This window comes from Bacteroidota bacterium (assembly GCA_016713765.1).
Classification (GTDB): Bacteria; Bacteroidota; Bacteroidia; order AKYH767-A; family 2013-40CM-41-45; genus Pollutiaquabacter; species Pollutiaquabacter aromativorans.
Genome location: JADJON010000001.1, coordinates 2130904 through 2156572, shown reverse-complemented (window position 1 = coordinate 2156572; position 25669 = coordinate 2130904). Strand labels below are relative to the sequence as shown.

Annotated in this window: 25 protein-coding genes and 1 other RNA gene; 18 read left to right on the top strand and 8 right to left on the bottom strand. The window is 52.8% G+C overall.

The window, feature by feature from the left end:
• Window positions 1–51 precede the first annotated feature (51 nt).
• Together IPJ96_08300 and IPJ96_08295 are read right to left on the bottom strand one after the other, a co-directional pair.
• Window positions 52–813: an MBL fold metallo-hydrolase gene (locus tag IPJ96_08300; protein MBK7910350.1), complete on the bottom strand. Its 762-nt coding sequence runs from the start codon at window positions 811–813 to the stop codon at window positions 52–54.
• Between the two features lie 8 nt (window positions 814–821).
• The gene (locus IPJ96_08295) at window positions 822–1112 is read right to left on the bottom strand and encodes a hypothetical protein (protein MBK7910349.1); all 291 of its coding nucleotides are present in this window, start codon (window positions 1110–1112) and stop codon (window positions 822–824) included.
• A gap of 118 nt (window positions 1113–1230) precedes the next feature.
• On the opposite strand from IPJ96_08295, the gene IPJ96_08290 reads away from it, so the two are divergent.
• From IPJ96_08290 to IPJ96_08270, 5 genes are all read left to right on the top strand, one after another.
• On the top strand, window positions 1231–2361 hold the full coding sequence (locus tag IPJ96_08290) for a Re/Si-specific NAD(P)(+) transhydrogenase subunit alpha (GenBank protein ID MBK7910348.1): 1131 nt from the start codon (window positions 1231–1233) through the stop codon (window positions 2359–2361).
• A 9-nt stretch (window positions 2362–2370) separates the two neighbouring features.
• Window positions 2371–2733 carry a hypothetical protein gene (locus tag IPJ96_08285; GenBank protein MBK7910347.1) on the top strand — a complete coding sequence of 121 codons (363 nt, stop codon included), beginning with the start codon at window positions 2371–2373 and terminating at the stop codon, window positions 2731–2733.
• 5 nt (window positions 2734–2738) lie between these two features.
• Complete coding sequence (locus IPJ96_08280; GenBank protein MBK7910346.1) at window positions 2739–3056, top strand: NAD(P) transhydrogenase subunit alpha; 318 nt, start codon at window positions 2739–2741, stop codon at window positions 3054–3056.
• A gap of 21 nt (window positions 3057–3077) precedes the next feature.
• Window positions 3078–4463 (top strand): NAD(P)(+) transhydrogenase (Re/Si-specific) subunit beta, encoded by a 1386-nt coding sequence (locus tag IPJ96_08275; protein ID MBK7910345.1) that lies wholly within the window; start codon window positions 3078–3080, stop codon window positions 4461–4463.
• An 86-nt stretch (window positions 4464–4549) separates the two neighbouring features.
• Window positions 4550–4966, top strand: a complete 417-nt coding sequence (locus IPJ96_08270) for a nucleoside-diphosphate kinase (protein MBK7910344.1) — start codon at window positions 4550–4552, stop codon at window positions 4964–4966.
• Between the two features lie 7 nt (window positions 4967–4973).
• Here the strand turns inward: IPJ96_08270 and IPJ96_08265 are convergent, their stop codons facing one another.
• Together IPJ96_08265 and IPJ96_08260 are read right to left on the bottom strand one after the other, a co-directional pair.
• Window positions 4974–5270 carry a DUF721 domain-containing protein gene (locus IPJ96_08265; protein MBK7910343.1) on the bottom strand — a complete coding sequence of 99 codons (297 nt, stop codon included), beginning with the start codon at window positions 5268–5270 and terminating at the stop codon, window positions 4974–4976.
• A complete protein-coding gene (locus IPJ96_08260) occupies window positions 5267–6388 on the bottom strand; it encodes a DNA replication/repair protein RecF (protein MBK7910342.1) in 1122 nt (373 codons plus the stop codon). The genes IPJ96_08265 and IPJ96_08260 overlap by 4 nt, the downstream gene beginning before the upstream one ends.
• A 153-nt stretch (window positions 6389–6541) precedes the next feature.
• Between IPJ96_08260 and IPJ96_08255 the strand changes: the two genes are divergently transcribed.
• Genes IPJ96_08255 through IPJ96_08240 form a run of 4 tightly spaced genes read left to right on the top strand, consistent with a single transcriptional unit; the run spans window position 6542 to window position 9801 of the window.
• Complete coding sequence (locus IPJ96_08255) at window positions 6542–7960, top strand: tetratricopeptide repeat protein (GenBank protein MBK7910341.1); 1419 nt, start codon at window positions 6542–6544, stop codon at window positions 7958–7960.
• Window positions 7957–8724 carry a phosphosulfolactate synthase gene (locus IPJ96_08250; GenBank protein MBK7910340.1) on the top strand — a complete coding sequence of 256 codons (768 nt, stop codon included), beginning with the start codon at window positions 7957–7959 and terminating at the stop codon, window positions 8722–8724. Before IPJ96_08255 ends, IPJ96_08250 begins: the two co-directional genes overlap by 4 nt.
• A 10-nt stretch (window positions 8725–8734) precedes the next feature.
• Window positions 8735–9223: an LEA type 2 family protein gene (locus tag IPJ96_08245; GenBank protein ID MBK7910339.1), complete on the top strand. Its 489-nt coding sequence runs from the start codon at window positions 8735–8737 to the stop codon at window positions 9221–9223.
• 17 nt (window positions 9224–9240) lie between these two features.
• Window positions 9241–9801 (top strand): DinB family protein, encoded by a 561-nt coding sequence (locus IPJ96_08240; GenBank protein MBK7910338.1) that lies wholly within the window; start codon window positions 9241–9243, stop codon window positions 9799–9801.
• A 75-nt stretch (window positions 9802–9876) separates the two neighbouring features.
• Here the strand turns inward: IPJ96_08240 and IPJ96_08235 are convergent, their stop codons facing one another.
• Window positions 9877–10857, bottom strand: coding sequence for a T9SS type A sorting domain-containing protein (locus IPJ96_08235; GenBank protein MBK7910337.1), 981 nt, complete (start codon window positions 10855–10857; stop codon window positions 9877–9879).
• Window positions 10858–10985: 128 nt separating this feature from the next.
• Here IPJ96_08235 and IPJ96_08230 point away from each other — a divergent pair, with 128 nt between their 5' ends.
• On the top strand, window positions 10986–12653 hold the full coding sequence (locus IPJ96_08230; protein ID MBK7910336.1) for a HAMP domain-containing histidine kinase: 1668 nt from the start codon (window positions 10986–10988) through the stop codon (window positions 12651–12653).
• A gap of 15 nt (window positions 12654–12668) precedes the next feature.
• Window positions 12669–13376: a response regulator transcription factor gene (locus IPJ96_08225; protein MBK7910335.1), complete on the top strand. Its 708-nt coding sequence runs from the start codon at window positions 12669–12671 to the stop codon at window positions 13374–13376.
• Window positions 13377–13389: 13 nt separating this feature from the next.
• On the opposite strand, the gene IPJ96_08220 is transcribed toward IPJ96_08225, so the two are convergent.
• Complete coding sequence (locus IPJ96_08220) at window positions 13390–15612, bottom strand: T9SS type A sorting domain-containing protein (GenBank protein ID MBK7910334.1); 2223 nt, start codon at window positions 15610–15612, stop codon at window positions 13390–13392.
• Window positions 15613–15665: 53 nt separating this feature from the next.
• Between IPJ96_08220 and IPJ96_08215 the strand changes: the two genes are divergently transcribed.
• From IPJ96_08215 to IPJ96_08205, 3 genes are read left to right on the top strand one after another with little or no spacing between them, the layout of a single operon-like run.
• Window positions 15666–16337, top strand: a complete 672-nt coding sequence (locus IPJ96_08215) for a hypothetical protein (protein ID MBK7910333.1) — start codon at window positions 15666–15668, stop codon at window positions 16335–16337.
• Window positions 16315–17217 carry a hypothetical protein gene (locus tag IPJ96_08210; protein MBK7910332.1) on the top strand — a complete coding sequence of 301 codons (903 nt, stop codon included), beginning with the start codon at window positions 16315–16317 and terminating at the stop codon, window positions 17215–17217. The genes IPJ96_08215 and IPJ96_08210 overlap by 23 nt, the downstream gene beginning before the upstream one ends.
• A complete protein-coding gene (locus IPJ96_08205; GenBank protein ID MBK7910331.1) occupies window positions 17214–18290 on the top strand; it encodes an FAD-dependent oxidoreductase in 1077 nt (358 codons plus the stop codon). The genes IPJ96_08210 and IPJ96_08205 overlap by 4 nt, the downstream gene beginning before the upstream one ends.
• Here the strand turns inward: IPJ96_08205 and IPJ96_08200 are convergent.
• On the bottom strand, window positions 18284–20374 hold the full coding sequence (locus IPJ96_08200) for a hypothetical protein (GenBank protein ID MBK7910330.1): 2091 nt from the start codon (window positions 20372–20374) through the stop codon (window positions 18284–18286). The genes IPJ96_08205 and IPJ96_08200 overlap by 7 nt on opposite strands.
• Before the next feature lie 94 nt (window positions 20375–20468).
• Window positions 20469–20855, bottom strand: an RNA gene (gene rnpB / locus IPJ96_08195) — RNase P RNA component class A.
• A 147-nt stretch (window positions 20856–21002) separates the two neighbouring features.
• Here rnpB and IPJ96_08190 point away from each other — a divergent pair.
• From IPJ96_08190 to IPJ96_08175, 4 genes are all read left to right on the top strand, one after another.
• Window positions 21003–23375: a TonB-dependent receptor gene (locus IPJ96_08190; protein ID MBK7910329.1), complete on the top strand. Its 2373-nt coding sequence runs from the start codon at window positions 21003–21005 to the stop codon at window positions 23373–23375.
• Between the two features lie 4 nt (window positions 23376–23379).
• A complete protein-coding gene (locus IPJ96_08185) occupies window positions 23380–24261 on the top strand; it encodes a DUF4249 domain-containing protein (GenBank protein MBK7910328.1) in 882 nt (293 codons plus the stop codon).
• 48 nt (window positions 24262–24309) lie between these two features.
• Window positions 24310–25254, top strand: a complete 945-nt coding sequence (trxB, locus tag IPJ96_08180) for a thioredoxin-disulfide reductase (GenBank protein ID MBK7910327.1) — start codon at window positions 24310–24312, stop codon at window positions 25252–25254.
• 165 nt (window positions 25255–25419) lie between these two features.
• Window positions 25420–25668 (top strand): 4a-hydroxytetrahydrobiopterin dehydratase, encoded by a 249-nt coding sequence (locus IPJ96_08175; protein MBK7910326.1) that lies wholly within the window; start codon window positions 25420–25422, stop codon window positions 25666–25668.
• The last annotated feature ends 1 nt before the right edge of the window (window position 25669 follow it).

Sequence of the window (25669 nt, the reverse complement as noted above, 5' to 3'; positions counted from 1 at the left end):
GGAAGTTGAAATTCCCCCGCAAAGATAGCATTCGATCCGGGACTTCCCGACTCAGCAGTCCAGTTTTAGTCCGTCATAGGCACACTGAATACCGGCCGGAAGTTCCGCATTGATCTCCTCGTGCCGGCCCATTTGGTGCGACAGGTGGGTCAGAAAGGCCTGTTCCGGTTGAACGGAACGTATCAAATCAACCGCTTCCTGCAGGGTATAATGCGAGACATGTTTTTCCCGCCGGAGCGCGTTCAAGACCAGTATGCGTGAACCACGGATCTTCTCCAACTCCGGTTCCGGGATGAAATTGGCATCCGTGATGTAGGTGAAATCGCCGATCCTGAAACCGAGCACCGGCAGGTTCATGTGCATGACCTCGATGGGCTGGAAGACCATTCCCGCAACTTCGAATGGTACCTGGTGAATCGTCGAGAGTTCGATCCTTGGAATACCCGGATATTGGACATTGGAAAAGACGTAGTGAAACTCCCGTTTCAAGGCCTCTTGTACCCGCTCCGTCGCATACACCTCCATGGGTTTACCACTGAGGTAATTGAATGCCCGGACATCGTCGAGCCCGGCGATATGGTCCTTGTGTTCGTGCGTGAAGACTACCGCATTGAGCGAACGTACCGATTCACGTAACATTTGCTGTCGGAAATCGGGGCCGGAATCGATGACTACGGCTCCGGACGGGCCCTCGACCAGGACACTGGTCCGTAGCCGTTTATCTTTGGAATCGGGAGAGGTACAAACCCGGCAGGTGCAACCAATCATCGGAACGCCCTGTGATGTTCCGGTTCCGAGAAAGGTGATACGCATGGTTCGGGTCAGGAAGCGGGTTGTTCCGAAGGCTGAAGTTTCATTTGCCGTGCATCCGCAAGCAGTTTGCGGTAGCGATCATCCAGCAGGGACTCATCCAACTCGAGGGATTGAATCGCTTCGATCAGGTAGCTGACCTTGGCTTCGACCGGAGAGAACTTATTGAGAACGATGATCTTCGAAGCTTCGACGATACAACTGCCTGACTTGAAATTCCCTTTTTCGTGACGAACCTTATAACCGCCTAAAACGAGCAGTTCTTCGAGTTTGTCCAGGGTGGCCTGTGTGAGTTTCAGCATAGGATACAAATATACAAACACGATCGCGGCCAACACCCCGGACTGCCAATTTTAACCCCCAATTCCATTAAAATTCGTTTCTTTGCCTGCCAAATTCCGAAGGATAAACGCTTTTAACGTGATCTTAGCCGTCACTAAAGAAACCAAGGATCGTGAACGCCGCGTGGCGCTGACCCCTGAGGTTGTCCAGACACTCATCAAAGCCGGATACGAAGTCCGGGTCCAGTCAGGCGCCGGCCTGAATGCCTACTACGAGGACTCCGCTTATGAAAAAGCCGGGGCTCAGGTACAGGCAGACCGCCAACAGGTGCTTCAATCGGCCGATGTGCTCTTAAACGTCAACCCGCCTTCACCGGACGATATTGCCAAGCTGAAGAAGGGCGCTGTCGTGATCAGTTTCCTTTACGCTGCGATCAATCCCGCGGTAGTCGAGGCCTGTGTCAGGCAGGGCGTGAGCGCGTTCTCCATCGATGCGATCCCCCGTATTTCCCGTGCACAGAAGATGGATGCTTTGTCGTCTCAGGCCAACCTGGCCGGCTACAAGGCGGTTTTGTTGGGCGCCACCGCCCTTGGGAAGATCTTTCCCTTGTTGATGACGGCTGCCGGTACGCTTAAGCCTTCCAAAGTTGTCATTATGGGCGCCGGTGTCGCCGGCCTGCAGGCCATTGCTACGGCAAAGCGCCTCGGAGCGATCGTCGAAGTATCCGACATCCGACCGGAGACCAAAGAACAGGTTGAATCACTCGGAGGCAAGTTCATCGAAGTCAAAGGAGACGATTCCATCAAGATAGAAGGCGGATACGTAAAAGGTGTTTCCGAGGAGTTCCTGAAGAAGCAGCAGGCGCTTGTGGCGAAACACATGGCCGAAGCCGACCTGGTGATCACGACCGCCCTGATTCCCGGCAAGAAAGCTCCGGTGCTGGTCACCGAAGAAACCGTCCGTGCCATGCGCATGGGATCGGTGATCGTCGATATGGCCGTTGAACAAGGCGGGAACTGCACCCTTAGCGAACTGAATCAGACGGTGGTGAAACACGGTGTCACCATCATCGGCGAATCCAACCTGCCGAGCCTGTTGCCGCTGAACGCGAGTGACCTTTATGCCCGTAACGTGCTGGCCTTTCTCCAGCACCTCACGACGAAAGACGGTTTCAAGTGGGAAATGGACGAGGAAATCACCAAAGGTTCCCTGATCGTGCACGAAGGTGTCGCCGTACACCCGAGTGTGAAATCAGGTGTGACCGCATAACACAACCAAATGCAACTGGATCAAAATTTTAAGAACTGGACCGACAACCTGACACAGGCGATCCTTTCATCGGCCTATGAAGATGGCCAGGAACACGAGCAGCGTTTCCTTGCCCGCAAGCTCAAGCAGGCCGCTCAGGCCATGCAGCATGCTTCGGAGCAATTGCACCACACCCGCGAGCCGCGTGAATTCTACATCCGGCTGTGCGTCTTTATCCAGGAAGCGAAGGATTGTATCTACTGGTACGAACGGTCCCTTGAGTACGAGCAAGTCAACCTCAACAACAGTCAGTTGATCCTCAACCAGGGCAAGAGCATGATCGATGTGATGGAACTCGCCCTGCGTGTCATCAAATACCAGGAAAAACCCTGAGCCACATGAACGAAATCATCACCTTCCTCGGGCAACATATCGAGATGATCTACATCCTGATCCTCTCGGTGTTCGTAGGCGTAGAGGTTATCTCGAAAGTGCCCTCGGTACTGCATACGCCCCTGATGTCCGGCGCCAATGCCATTCACGGCGTGGTCATCGTCGGTTCGATCATCGTCATGTTGAATACCGAACCCGACAATATCCTCCTCCTCTCACTCGGCTTCGTGGCCGTCATCCTGGGTACGCTGAACGTTGTCGGCGGCTTCGTGGTCACCGACCGGATGCTCGAGATGTTCAAGAAAAAGCCGGGTAAAAAATAATTCATACACGACACCTTCCGTATGCTTTCCAACTACCTCCTGGATATCATTTATCTCATCGCCTCGGTCACGTTTGTGATCGGACTGAAGATGCTGAGCGGCCCTCAAACCGCACGACGGGGCAACCTCGTCGCCGCGTTTGGCATGGGTATCGCCGTAGCCGGAACGATCCTGCTTCACCAGGGAGAGGTCGCGCCCCTGGTGTACGGTATGATCTTCGGCGCCATCGCGATCGGCAGTATCATCGGCTGGGTAGCGGCTAAGCGCGTCAAGATGACGGCCATGCCGGAGATGGTTTCACTCTTCAACGGAATGGGTGGTGCCTGCGCGGCGCTCATTTCATTGCTCGAATTCCATCACAACGTCGGCAATCCCTCCCGGATCGGCATCATCATGGCGGGTATGGTCATCGGCAGTGTCTCTTTCTCCGGTTCCATCATCGCGTTCCTGAAACTCAATGGGACGATGCGGAAATCCGTACGGCTGCCGAAATACAACATCATCAATGCCATCCTGATGCTGGCTACGATCGCGGTTTCGGTATGGCTGACGGCCAGCGGAACCGATAGCATGGGTATGCTGCTCTTCACCTTCGCGCTGGCCCTGCTCTACGGGGTACTCTTCGTGATGCCGATCGGCGGAGCCGACATGCCGGTGGTGATTTCCCTCTTGAACTCCTTCACCGGTCTGGCAGCGGCTTTTGGCGGGTTCCTGTACGACAACCAGGTCATGCTCACCGGTGGCATCCTCGTCGGTTCTGCCGGCACGCTCCTGACACTGGCCATGTGTACGGCCATGAATCGCCCGCTCTTCAACGTAGTGTTCGGGGCCTTTGGTGAAAGCGCGGCAGCAGGTGGCGGCACGTCTGTACAGGGCACTATCAAAGACATTTCCGTTTCCGATGCCGCTGTCCTGATGAACTATTCCAAGAAAGTCATCATCGTTCCCGGCTACGGTTTGGCCGTAGCGCAGGCGCAGCACGTCATTCACGAATTGGAAACCATCCTGGAAGATCGCGGGGTACAAGTGAAGTATGCGATCCATCCGGTTGCCGGCCGGATGCCCGGACACATGAACGTATTGTTGGCAGAAAGCAATGTCGATTACGGAAAGCTTTCCGAGATGGAAGAAGTTAACCCCGAATTCAGCAGCACCGATGTGGTTCTGGTGGTCGGCGCGAACGACGTCGTGAACCCTGCTGCCAAGACGGATCCCTCCTCCCCGATTTACGGGATGCCGATCCTGGAGGTAGAAAACGCGCAGCACATCATTGTCAACAAGCGAAGCATGAATGCCGGTTATGCGGGCATCGACAACGAGCTCTTCTACAACCCCAAGACCTCCATGTTGTTCGGCGACGCTAAGGACGCGCTCACGAAGCTGGTCAACGAACTCAAGACGCTTTGATCTGACCCGTGTTATCGCGGGTTATCGGGTAATTAATCCGTACCTTCGCGCCCTTCAAATCCCAGTCAGTAACCTTACTTACCACCATGTCGAACAAGACCTTCACCATGATCAAACCGGATGCGGTTGGCAACAACTACATCGGACCCATTTTAGCCAAGATCAACGAAGCGGGCTTCCGGATCGTTGCGATGAAATACACCAAGTTGTCGGCCGAACTGGCCGGACAGTTCTACGCGGTGCACCGCGAACGTCCGTTTTACAAGGACCTGGTCAGCTACATGAGCTCCGGTCCGATCGTAGCCGCCATTCTGGAAAAAGACAATGCCGTGGAAGATTTCCGCAAACTGATCGGCGCTACGGATCCCGCCAAAGCCGCTCCGGGAACCATCCGGAACTTGTTTGCGAAGTCGATTGAAGCGAATGCCGTCCATGGAAGCGACAGTGATGAAAATGCCGCCATCGAAGGCAACTTCTTCTTTTCCGGCACCGAACGCTTCTGATAGAAGCTCAGCGTAATACGATCTCTTTGATGATTTCAGCTCCTGCCTCACGGTTCAGGAGCTGAATTATTTTCTCCCGGGATTGAAGCAACTCCTGACGCAGGGCCGCGGAGTTCAGGGAAACAAAAAGCACTCCATCGCGGACATACAGGCCGGTCGTCCGGTTGGCAATCGCCGGGCCCATCAAGACGGGCCACTGACCGACAATGCGCGCTTCCGCCACTTTACGGTCAAGTCGCAACTCTTTCATCCAGGCTTCCAGAGCTTCTTTCATCGATCCGTCGCCCGTTCTTCGGAAACTCATGCCGGTGAATTTTCTGGTTGTGGATCCGTCACCTTACCGTCCAGTACCGGAAAACATCGGATCGAACTTCCGATGGAAGCAAACACCTGTCGTATCCGCTCAGGGTGCGTATCGGTAATGAACACCTGACCAAAGCGGTCGTCATGTACCAGTTGCATCAAGGCCGCCACGCGACGATCGTCCAGCTTGTCGAAAATATCATCGAGTAACAAGAGCGGTTTCACGCCCTTGATCTTCCGGAGGAAATCGAATTGAGCAAGCTTGAGGGCAAGCAGAAAGGACTTCTGCTGCCCTTGCGAGGCCGTGCGTTTTACCGGGAATTCGTTGAGCTCAAACTCCAGGTCGTCCTTGTGGGTACCGACGGATGTGTATTGCAGGGCTCGTTCCCGTTCCCGGTTGTTTTGCAACAACACGTTCAGGGGCGCCTCGGAAAGGCGTGATCGGTATCGTATTCCAGGCTGCTCTTTGCCGCCGGAAATGTAGGTGTAGTACTCCCGGAAAATGGGTTCCAGGTCGGCGATAAAACGACATCGGGTTTCGTAAATCGGGCCGGCAAGATCCGAGAGTTGTTCGTCCAGCACACTGAGCGTAGTTTCATCCCAGCGGCCCGCCGAGAGTTGCTTGAGCAGACTGTTGCGTTGCGAAAGCACACGTTCATACCGGATCAACCGATCCAGATACAGACGATCATACTGGGATATGATCGCATCCATGAACCTACGTCGCTCTTCACTGCCTTCCGTAATGAGTTGGGTATCGGTGGGCGCGATCATCACCAGGGGCAGTAAGCCGATATGATCGGACAAGCGCTCATAATCTTCCTGGTTCCTGCGAAATATCTTCTTCTGGTTCTTGCGGACCGTACAGGCGATCACGTCTTCCCTGCCGTCAAGATCGAACTGGCCCTGCACCATGAAGTAGTCTTCACCGTGACGGATCTGCTGGCTGTCGATGCTGTTGAAGTAGCTCTTGCATAACGACAGGTAATGGATCGCGTCGAGCAGGTTGGTTTTGCCGGATCCATTGTCCCCAACGAACGCGTTGAAGGAAGGGTCCAGAACCAGATCCGCCTGCTCATAGTTACGGAAATTGATGAGCGAAAGTCGCTGCAGGTACATTGGTGTAAAGATACGCAGAAGTGGCCGCCGGAGCTTCGCCAACCCCGAAATCAGGCCAATTCACCCATTCGTGTGGATAACTCCCCCTTTCCTTGGGCGCTTGCAGACCCAATTTCTTATCTTTGAAGAGAGAAACGGACTTTTCCAGAATACATGGAAGAAGAGGAATTCCCCAACCCGAACGAGGAAAGCAGCCGCATCCGTCATTCGATCGAGCGATATGAGGAGATGGTGCGGAATAAAGAAGCGTACTTCTTCGACGTCGACGCTTTCCTGAACATCATCGACTATTACATCGAACGGAACGATCCCGTAAAGGCGCTCCAGGTGGTGGATTTCGCGCAGTCGCAACACCCCACCAGCATCGACTTCCTGCTCCGTCAGGCACAGTTGCTTGCCATGGTGGACCGAACCGAAGAAGCCCTGGCGATTTTGGATAAAGCGGAACAACTCACACCGGCGGATCCCGACCTTCACATGATCCGGGGGAGCATCTACTCTTCCCTGCAACAGTTTGAAAAGGCAGTTGCCTGCTTCAACCAGGCCATTCCGCTCGCCGATGAACTGGATATTCTTTACCTCAACCTTGCCTACGTTTACGAGAGCTGGGGCGATTACAACAAGGCCATCGAATACCTGCAGTTGAGCCTGGAAGACAATCCGGAAAACGATGTCGCCTTGTACGAGATCGCGTTCTGTTACGAGTTCACGGACCGTCTCGAAGACAGCATTTCCTTTTACGAGCGCTTCATCGACAAGCAACCTTACAGTTACGCTGCCTGGTATAATCTCGGCAACGTACTGAATCGCATGGACCGTTTCGAAGAAGCCCTGGATGCCTACGACTACTGCCTGGCCATCAAGGACGACTTCTCGTCGGCCTATTTCAATAAAGCAAACTCCCTGGCCAACCTGAACCGTTTTCAGGAAGCCATTGAATGTTACAAGAAGACTTTCGAGTTCGAGGCCCCCGACGCGCTTACCTATTACAACATCGGTGAATGCTACGAGCAGTTGGAAGACATGCAGCGCTCCAGGGAATATTACCGGAAAGCCACCAAACTGGATCCCAACCTATCACAGGCCTGGTTGGGAATCGGCGTCACGTTGCAAAATGAAGAACGCTGGTTTGAAGCATTGCACTATATCAAGAAAGCGCTTGAACTGGATGAAGACAGCGCCGAATGCTGGTTTGCGCTCGGAGATGCCGAATACCATCTCGACAACTATGCTGCAGCCGAAGCCGCCTATCAGAAGGTCGTTCAGTTAGAGCCGGAGAACAAGGACATCTGGCTGGAGTATTCCCATTTGCTGATGGTCGACAACCGGCAGGCCGAAGCGATTGAATTGTTGGAGAATGGACTGGTTTATCATCCCGAAGACGCGGAGCTTTTATATCGAATGGTCTGTTATCATTACAGCACCGGCAGGATCCAGGAAGCTTACCAGCTTTTAGAAGCCGCTCTCGATAAAAATGTCGACCTTTGCCACACCTTATTCGAGTATGCTCCTTCACTCGAAAAGGACAGAAATATTGTCGAGCTGATCGACCTCTATAAAAAACGCCTATGAATTTTTCGCTGGACCAGGTCCCCGTTCGGACGGTCAAGCCCCGTCAGAGCGGTTTGACCATGGTAATGGACAAAGGCCTGGGGGTTCGCCAGGCTGAGGATCTTGTTGAGAGTTCCGGCCCTTTCGTCGATCTCGTAAAACTCGGTTTCGGTTCTTCGTATATAACACCCCGCCTGGAAGACAAACTGGCCGTCTACCGGAATGCCGGCCTGCCTGTTTACCTGGGCGGCACTTTGTTGGAAGCCTTCATCATCCGGAACAAGTTCGAAGATTACCTCCGGCTGATCGACAAATACAAGCTGTCCTATGCAGAAGTGAGCGACGGCAGTATCACGCTCGCGCACGATCAAAAGCTGGAATATATCCGCCGTCTGAGTAAGCAGGTAACCGTGATCACAGAGGTCGGCTCGAAGGAAGAAGGTATCATCATCCACCCGAACAAGTGGATCGAACTAATCAATTCCGAATTACAGGCCGGCGCCTGGAAGGTCATTGCCGAAGCACGCGAAAGCGGCACGGTCGGTATTTACCGTCCTTCCGGAAAAGCCCACGTAGTATTGATCAACAAGATCATTTCGCAGGTATCAGCGGACAAGATCATCTGGGAAGCCCCGAATAAGGGCGGTCAGACCTACTTCATCAAACTGCTGGGCGCGAACGTCAACCTTGGCAACATCGCGCCCAATGAAGTGATCGCGGTCGAATCGTTACGCATCGGACTTCGCAGCGATACTTTTTTCCAGTATCTCGACAAAAAGCACTGAGGCCATTGCCATGCCCCGCTTTCGGATCCTGAGCATTCCCTGCCTGGTCGCTTGTTCGTTTCTTCATACCGGTTGCCTGACCATGAAATCGGTCAAGATCAGTTCCATCGATGCCTTGCAGGTGGAGCTGAATGGAAACGTACCGAACATTCGTTTTGACCTGCGCGTGGAAAATCCCAACAACTGGGGTGTCCGCTTGCTGGAGGCGGAAACCGGGTTGTTGATCGACAACAAACCGGTGGGGACGGCTAAAGCTGATCAACGATTGAAAATCCGGGCCAAAAGCGAGACAGCCGTTCCGGTGTCCATACAGACTTCTTACATGGAATTATTGAAAATGGCACCGCAAGGATTGGAACTTTTATCGGGCCAACGTTCGGTGGAAGGCCGCGCGGTCGGTAGTTTGAAGATCGGCAAGTTCATCTTCCGGAAACGGATCGCGTTCGACTTCAGCGAAAAGTTGGACCAACAGCGCCTGAAAAAACTATTCGGGAAGTAATCAGGATGAACCAGGTAATGTCACATCCCGAGATCCGAACGGCCATCGATCGCCTGCGGGTATGCCTTGCTCGCGTGGACAAGCTCAAGGACCTTCGCCCCGATCAATTGTTGTGGAAGCCTGCTCCGCATCGCTGGAGTATCGCTCAGTGCCTGGATCACCTCATTGTTTCCAACGAGTGCTATTTCCCCGTACTGGACCGGCTCTGCGGCGACCGATACCAGGCGACCTTCTGGGAACGCTGGAGTCCGTTCAGCAAGAGCATCGGCCGGAATATGGTTGCCACACTTGGCCCGGAGGTGCGAAGGCCTTTCAAGGCACCGAAGATCTTTCAGCCGCGACAGAAAGAAGTGAAGGACCTTGCGATCGTCGATCGCTTTCGAAAGCATCAGGAAACGCTGATCGGCAAACTGGAAGCTATCCGGGTCCAGACGATAAACAAAGTCGTGGTCACATCGCCCGTTGCCGGCCTGATTACCATTCCATTCCCGGATGTGCTTGAGATCCTTGCCGGGCATGAAGAGCGACATTTGTCTCAGGCTGAGCGCCTGCTGGTCGAAACCGGCTTCCCGGTATAATTAAAAAACCCCGGATCATCGTCCGGGGTCAACCTGGGAACCATCACGAAACCAGGTACAATTGAAATTGAACGTTTAGCGTATGATCACTTTTCGGGTGATGCGCGATTCTCCCTGCTCCATGCTGAGCGTATAGGTACCTGCGGCAATTCCGGAAATATCGATGCGTTTGTAGTATGCACCCGAGAAAGCACGAAGGGTTTCATCGTACACCACCTTCCCCTGCAGGTCCATCAGACGGATCGTGATATCGCCGGTCTTTTCCTTTTCAAAGCTGAGGGTGAGCCGGTCATCGGCCGGATTAGGAAAAATCTCGATATCGCGAATGTCCAACTGCTTCTCGGCAGCCCGGGAGCGCTGTGCTTCCTGGCTGAGTTGACGCTGGAAGACGAACACTTGTTTTCCGGAAGCGGTGGTAACGGTCTTCTCGAAAACCGGTGCAGCCTCGTCCGGTTTTCCGATGATCAGGATACGATCGTCCGACTGAAGGCTGTCCAGTTCAGGATCCCCTACACCGCAACGAAAATGCTCAGGGAATTCGAAATCAAAGTCAGCCGGGAAATGCATGGATAAGGCACCTGAGCCTTCTTCGTCCATGCCCTTGATCTCCATATGGAATTCCTTCATGGCTTTATGGGCATCTTCCAAAGACCGTTCACTATCCCGCATAGCGGCTGCTAGCTCGTCCTTCATACGTTTCCGGTCATCCGGGCTAAGATCTTCACTCCAGAATTTCATTGTGAAGGCATCCTCCTTACCATGCTCACCAGGCATTCGCAGGTCAAAATGGAAATCGTCGCCGAGCTCCAGTTTCTTCAAGGCCGCTTCGATGGCGGCTTCATCGGCCAGGTTGATGGTGGTGTCGAGTCGAATGACTTTCCCGTTGTCCTCTTTGCAAATGGAGATCACAGCTTTCCCTTCGTGCTTGTCTTCCTTCTTTTTCCTTTGATCCTTTTTAGGCTCACCGGCATAAGCGATGGCTGTTCCAAAGAGCAGTGCTGCCAGCAGCAGAACGGTCCAGGAGATGGCTTCCAAGGGGGCGATGCGTTGTTTCATGGTGTTGTCGCTTGGTTGACACAAAGAAAGCCCGGGAAGCAGCCCTTTGCGGTTAATGAGCCGTTAATCTCTGTTAAGGTCCGGTTAATCATCCCGCCAAATGTTAAAGGAGGGTTACTTTTGTTGAAATGAATAAACGCCAAATCCGCTGGATCATCGCCCTGATGAGCTCGGCCCTGATCGGGATCATCGGGCTGCAGGTTTACTGGATTTTGCACGATATCCACCTGAAGGAGCAGCAATTCGACCAGACGGTCAACCAGGCCATGAATGCCATTGTCGACCGCATAGAACGGAGCGAGGCTGCCGACGTGCTGCAAAGAAGATTTTTCGATATCGATCCGGCGACCATCAGCCACATGATGATGAGCGAAGACGATGCCGATGAGGAAGACCTGGTGGTGCCTTCTGCTCAGAAAGTCGAAATGGTCACGGATACCGCCTTCGAGGTAACGGACCTGCATGCACTCCAGCATTCCCCCTATTTTTTCCATGACCTGGACAATGCGGATATCAACATCGAGTTTCACCGTCCGGGTACGAACCGTACGTTCCTTCGGATCCAGCGGCGGAATCTCTTCCAGCGCGATTCGGTTTCACAGCATACGATTCGTTCTTCCCAGATCACCCGTGTTTATGGGGATTCCGCCGAGGTGATCATCCGGCAGAACGAAGAGAAAATAAAAGCCCGACTCGAGAAGCTCCGTGACGTGATGCAGAAAATGGCCGTTGAGTTCGCCGGAAAGGAACCGGATATCCGACAGCGGATTGACCCAAAGCTGCTCGACTCCCTGATCTCCCACGAACTTGGCAACCGTGGCATCCACGTCCCATTTCAATTTGGCGTATTGAACGGCGTAAAGGATTCACTGGTCATCTCGAAGACCGACCGGCATGCCGGAGACCTGATGAACTCCAAGTACCGGGTCTTGTTGTTCCCGAACGACATCGTATCCAAACCGGATTATCTGATCCTGCAGTTTCCGAACAGCATCCGGTATGTGCTTTCTTCGATGTGGCTGATGCTGGGCAGTTCAACCCTGTTCACGTTCATCATCGTGTTTGGATTCGCGTTTACCATCCATGTGATCCTGCGTCAAAAGAAGTTGTCGGACATCAAGACCGATTTCATCAACAACATGACGCACGAATTCAAAACCCCGATCGCGACAATTTCACTGGCCGTCGACTCGATCAAGGATCCGCGCGTATCCTCCCAACCGGAGAAGCTGGAATATTTCTCCCGCATCATCCGGGAAGAAAACAAAAGGATGAACAAGCAGGTGGAACACGTACTGCAGATGGCGCAGTTGGAAAAGGGAGAGCTTAGCCTTCGTCGCGAGACGGTCGACCTGCACGACACCATCCGTCAAGCCGTTGATTCCATCGGCATGCAGGTTGCATCCCGGGGTGGTAAGATCGAAACACGAATGGAAGCGCTTCACCCTGCCGTTACCGGTGATCCGGTTCATTTGATGAACGTGGTCCTCAACTTACTGGACAATGCCAATAAGTACAGCCCGGAAGCTCCGGATATTCTGATCGCTTCCAACGACCATCCCGGAGGCATATTGATTTCCGTACGCGACCAGGGCATGGGTATGACCAAGGAAACGCAAAAGCGAATCTTCGAAAAGTTCTACCGGGTACCGACCGGCAACATTCACGATATCAAAGGCTTCGGTTTGGGTCTGAGTTATGTCAAAGCAATCGTGGAAAAGCACCGGGGATGGATCCGTCTTGACAGCGATCCCGGGAAAGGCAGTACCTTTGAAATTTACATCCCTCATTCCTAATACCCTCTCTGCAACATGTCCATTTCAAAACCACACATCCTGTTGGTGGAAGATGATCCCAACTTCGGTTCGGTTCTCAAAAACTATCTGGAATTAAACGACTACCAGGTCAACCTGTGTCAGGACGGATTTGCCGGCTATGACCAGTTTGTCACGGGCAAGTATGACATCTGCATCCTCGATGTCATGATGCCCAGAAAAGACGGGTTCACCCTTGCCCGGGAAATCCGGGAAAAGAATCCACAAGTACCGATCATCTTCCTGACCGCTAAAACGATGAAGGAAGACATGCTTGCAGGATTTAAAGTCGGGGCTGATGACTACATCACAAAGCCGTTCGATTCCGAAGTCCTGCTATACAAACTAAAAGCCATCCTGAAAAGGAGCAACGAAAAAGGGCACGATCACACCCAGCGGGAATTCACCGTGGGCAAATACCAGTTCAATTACGATCATCGCACCATCATCTCGGGCGAAGAATCTCAAAAACTGTCTCCAAAGGAGGCCGATTTGTTGCGGATGCTGTGCATCTACAAAAACGAGTTGTTACCCAGACAGAAGGCGCTCAAAGAGATCTGGGGTGATGACAACTATTTCAACGCCCGCAGCATGGACGTGTTCATCACCAAACTGCGTAAGTACCTGCGCGACGATCCCACCCTGGATATCATCAACATTCATGGCAAGGGCTTCCGGCTGGTCGATAATGTCCAGAAGCCCTGATCGGAGTTCGGATTTATTCCCGAACCCAACGCACTACCTGGCGCCAGCCGCTGGCGGACAGTTCCAGGAAATACAGGCCGCGTGGAAGTCGGCTTAGGTCAAGAATAGCTTCGTGTCTGTCAATTGGCAATTCCAATGTTTCAGACAGCACACGACCGCTGATGTCGGTAACCCGGGCCGTTAGGAGTCCACGCTCATCCGAGGTGTTCAGGTGCACCAGCCCGGTCGAGGGATTTGGCCACACCAGCACCCTATCCAATTCAGGTTCGTCCGCAATTCCCGGATTGAAATCGATGATCGCTTCTTTCTTGTAGTTCTCACCAAAATCGTTGGCATTGCAGATAACGGTTGCCGTCCCCCCTTTCAGTACCCGGAAATAACCGCTTCCACCGAAGCAGCACAAACCGTCTCCGAAAGAATCGAATACATTGAAACTGTAACAGCCATTTGACAGGAACACCGTATCGATATACAGCGAGCCGGCGGCAGGATAGCTCGTTCGGGAGAACAGCACATTACCGGCCGGATCGGTAATACTCGTGGATACTTCATTCGGCGCGCCATCGGTTTTCACCAACACCCTGACAAACGAGGTATTGTACATCGCCGGTGTGGTGAATGTGCAATTCAGCGAATCATCGGACCCGAACTCGTCGGGCTGGCCATTCGGATTGACGGCCATTACACTGAACAGATGAGAACCGGCAGTTTGTGTGATCACTGGCAGTTCTATGATTAGTGTATCAAGGAAAGGCAATGCACCGGTCCATGTATGAACCGTGGAATGGTCACCGTCGAGACCGTAATGAAATTCCAGACTGCGCAGCGTATCACTGCCCAGGTTTCGGAACCGTACGAGCGGATGCTGTTCACCGCAGGCGGGATTCATCCTGTTATATTCAAAAGCATCATTCGGACGGAGAACTTCCAGCAGGGCTGCATTATTGCGGTAACCCGGAGCCTGGTAGTAGATCGCCTGTGATTGAATGTAGTATTCCGGGAAATAAAATCCCGGAGGTCCGCCGGTTACGGTATAAGGCTCCAGCTCATAATCAACAATGACCGGATTACCGGATCGCACAGGATCGGTAACGATGTAATCATGCGGGGTCACGAATGAACCGGGGCACCAGTTCGCACGCCGATAATACCAGGTACTGCTATAACCGGGTGCACCTTGGGGATACAATGGATTGAGCCCGCAATCGGCGCGCCATAGTCGCTGCGATACGGAATCCCCGTTGATGAGCAAATGATGCGTGACATCATAGAACTCCGCCACTTCAGGGTTGGGGTCGCCGCCAAAGCCATGTCCGGTCGTGATCAATCGAATCCGTGCGAATCCAGCGGCCGTATCACCAGCTATCGTGAGCGGCTGGAGATGCGTATCGATCGGATTGCCGGAATTCCCATATTGCCAGGTACCGTTCCAGAGGTTGACGTGCCTATATGGTTCCAGGTAAGGTTCCCCTTCGATGAAATAGAAATCCGTTGTCACTTCCCAACCGTTGCTGTAACCGCAGACCATTGTGTACAGGCTCACGGAATCCCGCAAGAGATCGGAATAGTCGCTGACATCGAACCAGAGTCCGACCGCCTCTCCGAAGGGCGTGATCGCACGCGCGATCTCCACCGGTTCCAGCACCTCAAAAGGAGCCGACCAAACCGAATCATAGGTCAGGTAGAAAGTAGAATCCGGGGCAATGAGGGTGGAATCGGTGGCGTTACCGGAAGCGTCGAAACTATACTGGTAATAATACAGGGGCCAGACGGTAAGCGTATCGGTCGGCGTGAATGGCTGTAGGGAATCGGTATAAAACAACACCGTCAGTCCCGGCAGAGGAACGGAATCGATCGATTGACTGAGGGTATCATAGCTGTACGCATAGGCCGTATCGAGCACGCACGTCAAGGTATCAACCCGGCTGCCGTTCACGGTAAAGGACGGCGCCAGTGTCAAAGTCGAATCGATCTCTCCGGTTGGGCGAAGGAGTTTCAAGGTTGCAATCCGGTCATAGATGTCGCATCCGAAAGACGGACAACTCAGCTGGTAATGGAGCATTACTTTATAAAAGCGAGCCGAATCCGAAGGAAACAAAAACCTGCCGGTACCGGAATTACAATTCTGGTGGAGAAAATGGTCGAATGCACGGACCATGGTCGTATCGCCGACCGATCCAATAGCGGCAGGCATTTTCAACCCATTGAGTAACAACAGCAATAAGATCGCACGCAATTGAGGCATGTTTAATAGCTTTGGGTGGTAAATTAAGAAAGATACCCCGGATCATGGCATTTTATCTCACGCTCAGCCTTTACATATTAGCCGTTCTGGGCGGACTGATCCTGATGATCAGCATTCGACGGGTACCCCGGGGGACATTCAACCGTCTGGCTGTTACCCACGGGCTACTGGGAATCGGCGCCATCCTATCCTTCGTTCTGGTCAAGAATCCTGATCCGGAGGCCCCTCATTACCTGCTCTTCGCCTTTATCATTTCCGGTGTCCTGTTGTCGGGGCTCGTCTGGCGCGTCCCAACGGCCTTCCCGGTAAAAATCTATTTCGGTTTGTTTGCACTCACCTTTCCGCTCTTCCTATTTTCCCCTTCCATGCTTGTCAATTTTCTGTTGACCTTTCGTTACACCGACTCATTGGGCAAAACGTTCGACCTCGGAAACCGGTATTTCATCGAGGAACAGCAGGCGGTCTTGCGTTCCAAATCAACGCTGCGATACAAACTCGTACGGAAGACCGGGATCTATCGCAGTACGATCGCACGGGACATCGACTTTGCCGGACCGGTCGATTCCATCCGCGTCCTGGAACTATCAGGAAACGACTCCATCAGCATTCGAGCCTATCGTATTCATAACACCTATGTGAGTACGGAGATCGACAGTACGGACCGCACCATCACGCTTCAACCTGCACGAAAAAATGTCATACAACGAAATCTCTAAAAAGCTGCGCTTGCTCGTCGGGCTGGTGCTCGTTTCAACCGGAGTAAAGGCTCAATTACCTGATACTGATATTTTCCTGGTGGGGTTCAAGCAGGATCAGGACAAGTTCACGTTCGATAATCCTGTGAACATCACAAACCGGAAAGGATACGACAACCAGCCCAGCTTCATACCGGGTACTTCTACCCTGTTGTATGTGCGCATTCCGGATTCCGGATCTGCCGATATCCGTCAGTACGAATTATCCGGCAAGGATGTAGCGATAACCGATTCGCCCGAAAGCGAATATTCCCCCTCCTATTCGCATAACATGCAATTCTTGTCGATGGTACGCGTTGACCTGGATTCCGGCCAACGGTTCTACCGTCTGCCTACCGCCCATCATGACATTTCCATACCCCGTCCTGAACCCGGCACCGATTCGATCGGATACTATTGCTGGATGAATGACAGCATGCTGGCCATGTTCATCCTGGGTCCGGCCAATACGCTGCAAGTGCTGAACCTCCGAACGCATCAGCGTACTCTCATCGCCTCTGACATAGGACGTTGCATGCGCATGAATCCGGATCGCTCGGAACTGTATTTTGTCGTCAAGGCAAACGAGCTTGAATGGAAAATACTTGCCATGAACGCGAAAACCTATGCAACAAGGGAGCTTTTCCCCACGCTGGCCGGCAGCGAAGATTATACTGTTCTATCCGATGGCAGTTTGTTGATGGGATCCAAAGGCAAGTTGTACAGACGAAAGTTGAATAGCGGAAGCGAATGGGCCGAGATCGCCGACTTTTCCAAATCCATCGGCGACTTCTATCGGATTGCCGTTAACTCGGCATCGGATCGTCTTGCTCTGGTCGGATTTACCGGTACGCGTCCATGAATCAGGATGCGGTGGTAGATTATCTGATCGTCGGTCAGGGATTGGCAGGTACACTACTGGGGCGCGCTTTTGAACGCCGGGGAATCTCCTTCCGCATTGTCGAACAGGAAAAACCGGTATCCTCTTCACGCGTTGCGGCGGGTTTGGTCCATCCGGTAACCGGTCGCAGGCGTGCTAAAAGCTGGATGGCCGACACCTTTCTCACCTTCAATGAATCCTACTATAATTCCCTGCATCGCGATACCGGCGAGTTGTTCTATCACGCGGTCGATGGACTGGAAGTAGCCGCCACTGTAAAGGAATGCAACGACTGGACTGCCCGCATGTCCGATCCGGATCTCGATCACTTGCTCGTCGGGCAGTATACGGATGATGACTATAAAACTGCCTTACAACCTTCGGCGGGGCAATTCGTCATGCGGCATTGTGGTTGGATGGATCTGCCCCGTTTTCTTGACTTCTTCCGGGTAAAATGGAGTAACCAAGGGATATTATTGACGGACACCTTTGATCCGACATCACTTCAACTTACCGAGGAGTTCGTTCAATTCAACCAGGTCAGCGCGCGGTCCATCATCTTCTGTGAAGGGGAACAAGCGAGAAAGAATCCATTATGGTCCTGGTTACCATTTGACCCTGTGAAGGGAGAGATCCTCACGATTCGCGTACCGGGTTTGCCGCAACAGCATATTATTTTCCATGGACTATTCCTCGTGCCGATCGGAAATGAACGCTTTCGAGCCGGAGCAACTTACTCCTGGCATGAACTGGATCAAATCCCGACTGAACAGGCAAAAAAAGACCTGATAGACAAACTGGAAAGTGTATTACGCCTGCCCTTTGAGTTAATAGACCACCAGGCCGGTATACGCCCGGCTGTAAAAGGGCGTCGTCCGCTGATCGGCCGTCATCCGAAGCATGCCAATGTTTTCCTGTTGAATGGATTTGGCAGCAAGGGAGTCCTCATGGGACCCTGGCTGACAGAGAACTTTGCTGATTGGTTAAGCGGAAAAGGAACACTGCATCCGGAGACGGACATCGCCCGCTACTATATTTTCGTCGGCGATCAATAAAGCCCCGAACGTTTACGGATAAACCATTCGGCAGCCAGGAGCCCCATGAGCAGGAAGAAGATCCACTTTACCTGGATCAGGTCTTCCAGTCGGATACGGGAATAGCTGACGGTGCGAATGTCTTCCCGCTTCAACAAGGTATCGGCTAGCATATCCAATTGATCGCGACTGAACGCTGCACCGCCGTTTTTACCAGCCAGATTGAACATGAGCGCATGGTCGGCTACGGTTTCCTCCCGTTCCGCCTGAATGGGCGTAACACTGAAGCGCCCGGTGGCGCTATAGCGCTTGTCACCGACCAGGACATTCGCATCATACCGGTACTCCCCTGGCGCCAGGAATCCCGCATTGAGCGAATAGGCGTTGCCCGATTTGGAGAAAGTGAATGGAAACCTGGTTCCGTCAGGACGCAGCAACATAAGTGAAACATCCGGGGTATTCACCAGCGAGTAACTCTGGTCATACACTTCGGCATCCAGAATGATCGCTTCGTTTTCAGCGTAGCTGTTTCGTGCGAGTACACGGAAGTTGCTCCTGTTTCCGGATGCCGACAGGAATTGCACCGTCTTGAGCAACAACTCCTGACTTGCATCCCAGGATCCGTTCTGGCTGTAATCGGCAATCGGCCATCTCCAAAAGCCTTCGCCGCATAGAAATCCTCTACGGCTGCGTCCGTTTTCTGTGAAGAACAACAACGGTTCCGCGCTGGTTACGGCGCCGATCTGCTGGTTCAGCAGTACATAGGGAGTACCGGATGGCTTGTACTTTCCAAAAGGAGCCAGCAGTGGCGGAAAGGATGCGATTGAACCGCGCAGTACATCCGACAAACTGAAGAGCGAAAAGTTGTTGTCCAGTACCGGTCCGGCGGCATTCGTCCGATCCGTGCTACCACCCTGGATAACCAAACCGGACTGGAGCGCATTAAATGCGTTTACATTGAGCGATGTACCCAGGATAAACAAGACCGGGACACCGGCATCGGCAGCCTTTTTGAGAAGGGCCTCCGGGTTCTGGTTGCGGGAAGGCAGGTTGTGCAAGACGAGCAGGTTCAATCCGCTCAGGTTGCCGTCGAATTTCTCGAATCGTCGGGTCTTGACCTCATAATTCCGGGTGCGTTCGAGTACCTCCCGAAAGGCTCCGAGGTCTGGATGAGGCGCGGCGGCAAGTATCAGAATCTGTTGTTTTTGCTCCAGCACTTCGATGTAGACATCCCGTTCATTATTCGTATAGGTCACTTCGCCCTGCAACTGATTCAACTCGATCTTGTAGTGGTGCAGGCCTTTCTTGAGCGCTTCCAGCAAGACCGGGATTTCCTGGCGGAAACGGTTACCGGTGATCGGGAAGTTGCGGCTGAACCGGACAATGGAATCCTCTTTCACCGTCAAGGTCATTTGCTGACCGGATAATTGTCGGGCTTCCACCACGACATTGATGGGAAAGGTATTTCCGAGATAAGCCGTCTTGTTGTGATTGACCCGGGCGATGAAGAGATCCTTCCTGACAATCGTATCGCCCAGCAGGATCGAATAGACAGGAGCCTGTATCCCGGTCGAAACATAGGCAGGATTGATGCCTTTGTTGATGATTCCGTCGCTCGCCACTACGATAGCGCCTACATTCCGGTTTGCATAGCGGATAGCGGACTCCGAGAACAAACTCGAAAGGTCTGTTTGCCGGTCTTTCAGGTCGAGGGTATCGGATTCCCGGACTTCTTCTCCGAAGCGCAGCCAGCGGACTTCAAACTGATCATCGAGCTTCGCGGCAAACCGATGCAGGTCGGTTGAATAGTCGGAACGATAATAAGCGGAGTCCTTGTTGAGTAAAAGACTCTGGCTATTGTCTGCGGCAAGCAATAGAATCGGTTTCTCCGTTTCCCTTGAAAGGGTACGCAATAAAGGGGAGAGCAGAAAAAAAGCGAGGAATGAAACAACCAACGCCCTGAACAGGAACAACAGCCGATGCAACACCTTACCCAGCGATTCCACAGCCGGGTATCGGTAGAGCACGAAGGCGTATAGCAGTCCAAGCAGCAGGCAGGCAACTAGCCAAAGCGGGGAGTGTTCCGTGATCAGCTCTACCGGCATAGGGTTCAAAGATACGATTTAAGGGCCGACATCGCTTTTTTGCTGCCCATACAAAAGGAAAGCAGCCACCCCGTTGTGGGGCAGCTGCTCATGTGGTCATCGCCGGATCGTAAGCCGGGTTCTGTTTCCCGCAAGCGGGACCCTTGTCATTTATCTGGGCGTGCATTCACATGCCCGCTCGATCGACCTACCCGCCGTGGCGCAAAAGCATCGGATGGGCCACCCTCCCGGAAACGAGTTCCTTCCACGGCTTATTTGGTCTTTCAATGCCTGAGGTTTACCCGCAGTACCGTCGCCGGTAGCTGCCGTGAGCTCTTACCTCACGTTTTCACCCTTACCCGGAACTTGCGCTCCTGGCGGTTTAGTTTCTGTGGCACTTTCTATGATCCCTTTCAGGATCCCTTCCCGTTAGGAAGCAGGCTGCCCGATATTGCCCGGACTTTCCTCCCCGACTGAACGGAGCGACAAGGTCACCGGCGATGATAAGAACGTGCTGCAAAGATACATCGCAAATCGGGGGCATTCAAGTTGACACGAAGAATCACTGATTTTTAAGAAACCGGTAACCAATTATCCAATGGTCTGTTTCTACCTTCGCGGCGCCAATCCGGCCTTCCTTATCTACTTTATGCGTTTTATTCTGTTTTGCTTCATCTTCCTGTTCTCCATCGAACCGATGGTTCAGGCTCAAACTCCGGGAAATCATACCGTCAGCGGCTTCATTCGGGAAGCAGCTACCGGCGAATCACTCCTCGGAGCGAATGTCTACATCAAAGAGAACCTGAAAGGTGTAACGACCAACCAGTATGGTTTTTATTCCATCACGCTTCCTGCCGGGCAATACACGCTGGTCATCTCCTACCTGGGTTTCAAGAGTGAGGAGCGGTCCGTTGACCTGAATAAGGACCTACGCATCAACATCTCCCTGCAATCGGGGGCGATCGAGACCAAGGAAGTCACGATCAGCGGCGAAAAAGCTGACCGGAATGTCCAGTCAACCGACATGGGTAAGGAGAAGATCGAGATCGAAAAAATCAAGACCCTTCCCGCATTCATGGGCGAAGTCGATGTCCTGAAGACGATCCAACTACTACCCGGCGTTTCATCCGCCGGAGAAGGAAACTCCGGTTTCTACGTACGCGGAGGTGGCCCTGATCAGAACCTCATTCTCCTGGATGAAGCGGTCGTTTACAACGCTTCTCACCTGTTTGGTTTCTTCAGTGTATTCAATGCTGACGCGGTGCAGAATGTCACCCTTACCAAGGGAGGCATGCCCGCCAACTACGGTGGTCGACTGGCATCGGTGCTCGACATTCAAATGAAGGAAGGGAACAACCAGAAATTCGGAGCCGAGGGTGGTATCGGTTTCGTATCCAGCCGCCTGACGGTTCAGGGGCCGATCCGGAAAGATACCGGGTCGTTCATCGTGTCGGCTCGCCGCACGTTCATCGACTTGTTCATGGGAAAACCGTTTGTGAGCAGCAGCTCCGACATTGCCGGCAACAAGTATTACTTCTACGACCTCAACGCAAAGGTCAACTACCGTCTTGGTGAAAATGATCGTTTGTTTCTGAGCGGCTATTTCGGTCGCGATGTTTTCAACTTCAAAAGCCAGGAATCGGATTTCTATATCAAAGTTCCCTGGGGTAATGCCACGGCCACAGCGCGTTGGAATCACTTGTTCACCGACCGCCTGTTCATGAACACCTCGCTCATTTACACGAATTACAAGTTCGAATTCGAAGGCGGACAGGATGCCTTCAACTTCAAGTTATTCAGTGGCATCACCGACTACAACCTAAAGACCGATTTCACCTGGCTACCGAACGTCTTGCATACGGTCAAGTTTGGTGCTCAGTATATCTTCCATGTTTTCGTACCAAGCAACGCTTCCGCGCAATCAGGAGATGTCAAATTCGATCTGGGGAAAGTGCTGCGCAATTATGCCCACGATGCAGCGATATACGTCAACGACGAATATGAAATCGACGACCGTTGGAAGGTCAACGGCGGACTTCGACTTTCCCGCTTCCAGCAAGTCGGGCCGTTCGACCGGTATGTACGAGATCCGGTCCGGAACGTAGTGACCGACACCTTGCACTACTCGCCGGGAGAAAACATCAAGACCTATCTGAAGCTCGAGCCCCGGCTTTCGGTACGATTTGCCTTGAACGACCGCTCCTCGATCAAAGCGGCCTATACGCAGAATTACCAGTACATCCACCTGGCTTCGCTCTCCTCGATCTCGCTGCCTACGGACGTCTGGATTCCTTCGACGGATATCGTCCGCCCGCAATTCGGAACACAATACGCGATCGGATACTTCCGGAATTTCAAGGACAATGCCTGGGAAACCTCGGTGGAGGCGTATTACAAGGAGATGAAAAACCAGGTCGAATACCGCGAAGGATTCCTGCCGGAAGAAACGGTGAACGACAACATCGACAATAACTTCGTATTCGGAAGGGGATGGAGTTACGGGACAGAATGGTTCATTAAAAAATCAGCCGGAAAGTTCAGTGGCTGGATCGGCTATACGCTCTCCTGGACCAAACGGAAATTCGAAGACCTGAACCTTGGTAAAGAGTTCTTTGCCAAGTTCGATCGCCGGCACGACATCAACATCGTCCTGACCCGACAGATGGGAACACGATGGATCCTCGGTGCGACCTGGGAATACTCCACCGGAAACCTGAACACCTTCCCACAACGCCTGTACCTCTTATCAGACGGCAATATTGTGCAGGACTATGGCGGTGAACGCAACAACTACCGTTTGCCTGCTTATCACCGACTGGACTTTTCGGCTACGCTGAAGAACAAGCCCGGCCGCAAATACGAATCCAGCTGGAACTTTTCGGTGTTCAATGTTTACAACCGGTACAATCCGTACATCATTTACTTCGACACCAAGTCGGAAAACGGAACCATCGAGATCCAAGCCAAGCAGATCTCGCTCTTCCCGATCATTCCAAGTGTCACCTGGAACTTCAAATTTTGAACCGATGAGAACGACCCGACTACTCCTTGTCTCCCTCCTGCTCCTGTCGCTCTCGGCTTGTGAGAAGAACGTAACTGTCGACATCCCCGAAGCTGAAGAATTGCTCGTGGTGGAAGGCTATATCGAAAATGGGCAGCCTGCCCTACTCGCCCTGTCCAGGACTCTCCCCTTCTTTGGCAGCATCAACGTCACCAATGTGATCCAGAACACTGTCCAGGGCGCCCGGGTGATCGTATCCGATGGCACGACGATCGACACGCTGGATCAATTGCCGGGATTCGGCGTCTATGTATCCAGCCTGATCGGTGAAGCCGGAAAAACGTATACGCTCCGGGTCGAAGCCGAAGGGAAAGTCCTGACAGCATCGACCAAGATCCCCGAAGTGGTGACACTCGACAGCACCTGGTGGAAAGTCGATGGCGAACGGGACTCGCTTGGTTTTGTCTGGGCCCGCATGACGGAGCCTGACACCCTGGGCAACTGCTACCGTTGGTTCGCCCAGCGCATGAACCGCTATACGTTCGGAGATGACATCGGAAGGCAAAAGGATTCCATATTCATCGCACCGCTCGGCTCTGTCTTCGAGGACAAGTTCATCAACGGCAGGAGCTTCAATTTCAGTTTCCCGCGGGGAATTGCCACCAACTCCGAAAAGGAAGACGACGAAAATGAAGAGCGGTTCTTTTTCAAGCGCGGCGATACGATCGTCGTGAAATTCACTGCCATCGACAGGGATCATTTTGAATTTTGGCGTACGGCTGAGACGCAGATCCAGAACAACGGGAACCCGTTCGGATCCCCGGCGCCGATCACGTCCAACATCAGCGGCGGATTGGGCATTTGGGGCGGTTATGCCGCTTCATTTGACACCGTCATTGCTCAGTAAGGCGGGTTCGTTCTTTGTCCGTACCTTTGCGGCCTATTTCATTAGGCCATGAGTGAGACCATCGAACATGTACAGTGCCTGATCATCGGATCAGGTCCCGCCGGATATACTGCCGCCATATATGCCGCCCGTGCCGATCTGAAGCCTGTAATGTACCAGGGACTTCAGCCAGGCGGACAATTGACCATCACGACGGAAGTCGAGAATTATCCGGGATACCCGAAGGGAACACACGGTCCGCAAATGATGGAGGATTTCAAGGCCCAGGCTGAGCGCTTTGGCACGGATATCCGTTTCGGCTATGCAACGTCCGTCGATTTCACCGGGCCCGTTCACAAGGTGGTCATCGACGAAACGAAGACCATCCATGCCGACTCGGTTATCATCGCTACCGGCGCTTCTGCCAAATGGCTCGGCCTGCCCTCGGAACAACGCCTGAACGGTTACGGCGTATCCGCTTGCGCGGTTTGTGACGGATTCTTCTTTAAAGGTCAAACGGTCGCCATTGTCGGTGCCGGTGATACTGCCGCGGAAGAGGCTACCTACCTCGCCAAACTTTGTAAGAAGGTCTACATGATCGTCCGCCGGGATGCTATGCGGGCCAGCAAGGCCATGCAACACCGTGTCCTCAACACCCCTAACATTGAAGTACTCTGGAATCACGAGACCAAGGAGATCGTCGGTGAGAAGGGTGTGGAAGGTGCGATCCTGATCGACCACAAGACGGGCCAGGAACGCAGAATCGATGTCACGGGTTTTTTCGTTGCCATTGGGCACCATCCCAATTCCGACATTTTCAAAGGTTGGATTGATATGGACGAAACCGGCTACATCAAGAATATTCCCGGCACTTCGAAAACTTCCCGGGAAGGTGTTTTTGCAGCGGGTGATGTTGCTGATAAGGTCTATCGGCAAGCCGTCACCGCAGCCGGAAGCGGATGTATGGCCGCCTTGGATGCCGAACGCTATCTCGCGTCAAAGGGCGTCCACTGACCCGAATCAACCACTTCGCCAATTAGCATTAAATAGCTTATAATCAGCTATTTAATGCTAATTTAATTATTCGCTGGTTTACGCTTTGTGGTGGATGCCACTTACTTGCGCCGGATTGTCGTTTGGTTACATTTGTCGGACCACATCATGGCAACCACACAAACAATGGCTTGGAAAGAAGAGGACAACCGACTAACGCGCAGTTACGAGTTCAAGGACTTTGCGCACGCCTTTTCGTTCATGACAAGGGTCGCTTTCATTTGTGAAGCCATGAATCACCACCCGGTATGGAGCAATAGCTGGAACAAGGTTCACATCAGTCTGACAACGCACGATGCCGGACATATGGTCACGGAAAAGGACCGCCGGCTATCGGATGCCATTGAGAAAGTGTGGGACGAAATCAAGGGTTGAA

What these genes read in the sequence shown, in the direction of transcription:
- IPJ96_08300 (MBK7910350.1), bottom strand. Translation starts at nt 813, where the DNA reads ATGCGTATCACCTTTCTCGGAACCGGAACATCACAGGGCGTTCCGATG.
- IPJ96_08295 (MBK7910349.1), bottom strand. Translation starts at nt 1,112, where the DNA reads ATGCTGAAACTCACACAGGCCACCCTGGACAAACTCGAAGAACTGCTC.
- IPJ96_08285 (MBK7910347.1), top strand. Translation starts at nt 2,371, where the DNA reads ATGCAACTGGATCAAAATTTTAAGAACTGGACCGACAACCTGACACAG.
- IPJ96_08280 (MBK7910346.1), top strand. Translation starts at nt 2,739, where the DNA reads ATGAACGAAATCATCACCTTCCTCGGGCAACATATCGAGATGATCTAC.
- IPJ96_08275 (MBK7910345.1), top strand. Translation starts at nt 3,078, where the DNA reads ATGCTTTCCAACTACCTCCTGGATATCATTTATCTCATCGCCTCGGTC.
- IPJ96_08270 (MBK7910344.1), top strand. Translation starts at nt 4,550, where the DNA reads ATGTCGAACAAGACCTTCACCATGATCAAACCGGATGCGGTTGGCAAC.
- IPJ96_08265 (MBK7910343.1), bottom strand. Translation starts at nt 5,270, where the DNA reads ATGAGTTTCCGAAGAACGGGCGACGGATCGATGAAAGAAGCTCTGGAA.
- IPJ96_08260 (MBK7910342.1), bottom strand. Translation starts at nt 6,388, where the DNA reads ATGTACCTGCAGCGACTTTCGCTCATCAATTTCCGTAACTATGAGCAG.
- IPJ96_08255 (MBK7910341.1), top strand. Translation starts at nt 6,542, where the DNA reads ATGGAAGAAGAGGAATTCCCCAACCCGAACGAGGAAAGCAGCCGCATC.
- IPJ96_08250 (MBK7910340.1), top strand. Translation starts at nt 7,957, where the DNA reads ATGAATTTTTCGCTGGACCAGGTCCCCGTTCGGACGGTCAAGCCCCGT.
- IPJ96_08245 (MBK7910339.1), top strand. Translation starts at nt 8,735, where the DNA reads ATGCCCCGCTTTCGGATCCTGAGCATTCCCTGCCTGGTCGCTTGTTCG.
- IPJ96_08240 (MBK7910338.1), top strand. Translation starts at nt 9,241, where the DNA reads ATGTCACATCCCGAGATCCGAACGGCCATCGATCGCCTGCGGGTATGC.
- IPJ96_08235 (MBK7910337.1), bottom strand. Translation starts at nt 10,857, where the DNA reads ATGAAACAACGCATCGCCCCCTTGGAAGCCATCTCCTGGACCGTTCTG.
- IPJ96_08230 (MBK7910336.1), top strand. Translation starts at nt 10,986, where the DNA reads ATGAATAAACGCCAAATCCGCTGGATCATCGCCCTGATGAGCTCGGCC.
- IPJ96_08225 (MBK7910335.1), top strand. Translation starts at nt 12,669, where the DNA reads ATGTCCATTTCAAAACCACACATCCTGTTGGTGGAAGATGATCCCAAC.
- IPJ96_08215 (MBK7910333.1), top strand. Translation starts at nt 15,666, where the DNA reads ATGGCATTTTATCTCACGCTCAGCCTTTACATATTAGCCGTTCTGGGC.
- IPJ96_08210 (MBK7910332.1), top strand. Translation starts at nt 16,315, where the DNA reads ATGTCATACAACGAAATCTCTAAAAAGCTGCGCTTGCTCGTCGGGCTG.
- IPJ96_08205 (MBK7910331.1), top strand. Translation starts at nt 17,214, where the DNA reads ATGAATCAGGATGCGGTGGTAGATTATCTGATCGTCGGTCAGGGATTG.
- IPJ96_08200 (MBK7910330.1), bottom strand. Translation starts at nt 20,374, where the DNA reads ATGCCGGTAGAGCTGATCACGGAACACTCCCCGCTTTGGCTAGTTGCC.
- IPJ96_08190 (MBK7910329.1), top strand. Translation starts at nt 21,003, where the DNA reads ATGCGTTTTATTCTGTTTTGCTTCATCTTCCTGTTCTCCATCGAACCG.
- IPJ96_08185 (MBK7910328.1), top strand. Translation starts at nt 23,380, where the DNA reads ATGAGAACGACCCGACTACTCCTTGTCTCCCTCCTGCTCCTGTCGCTC.
- trxB (MBK7910327.1), top strand. Translation starts at nt 24,310, where the DNA reads ATGAGTGAGACCATCGAACATGTACAGTGCCTGATCATCGGATCAGGT.
- IPJ96_08175 (MBK7910326.1), top strand. Translation starts at nt 25,420, where the DNA reads ATGGCTTGGAAAGAAGAGGACAACCGACTAACGCGCAGTTACGAGTTC.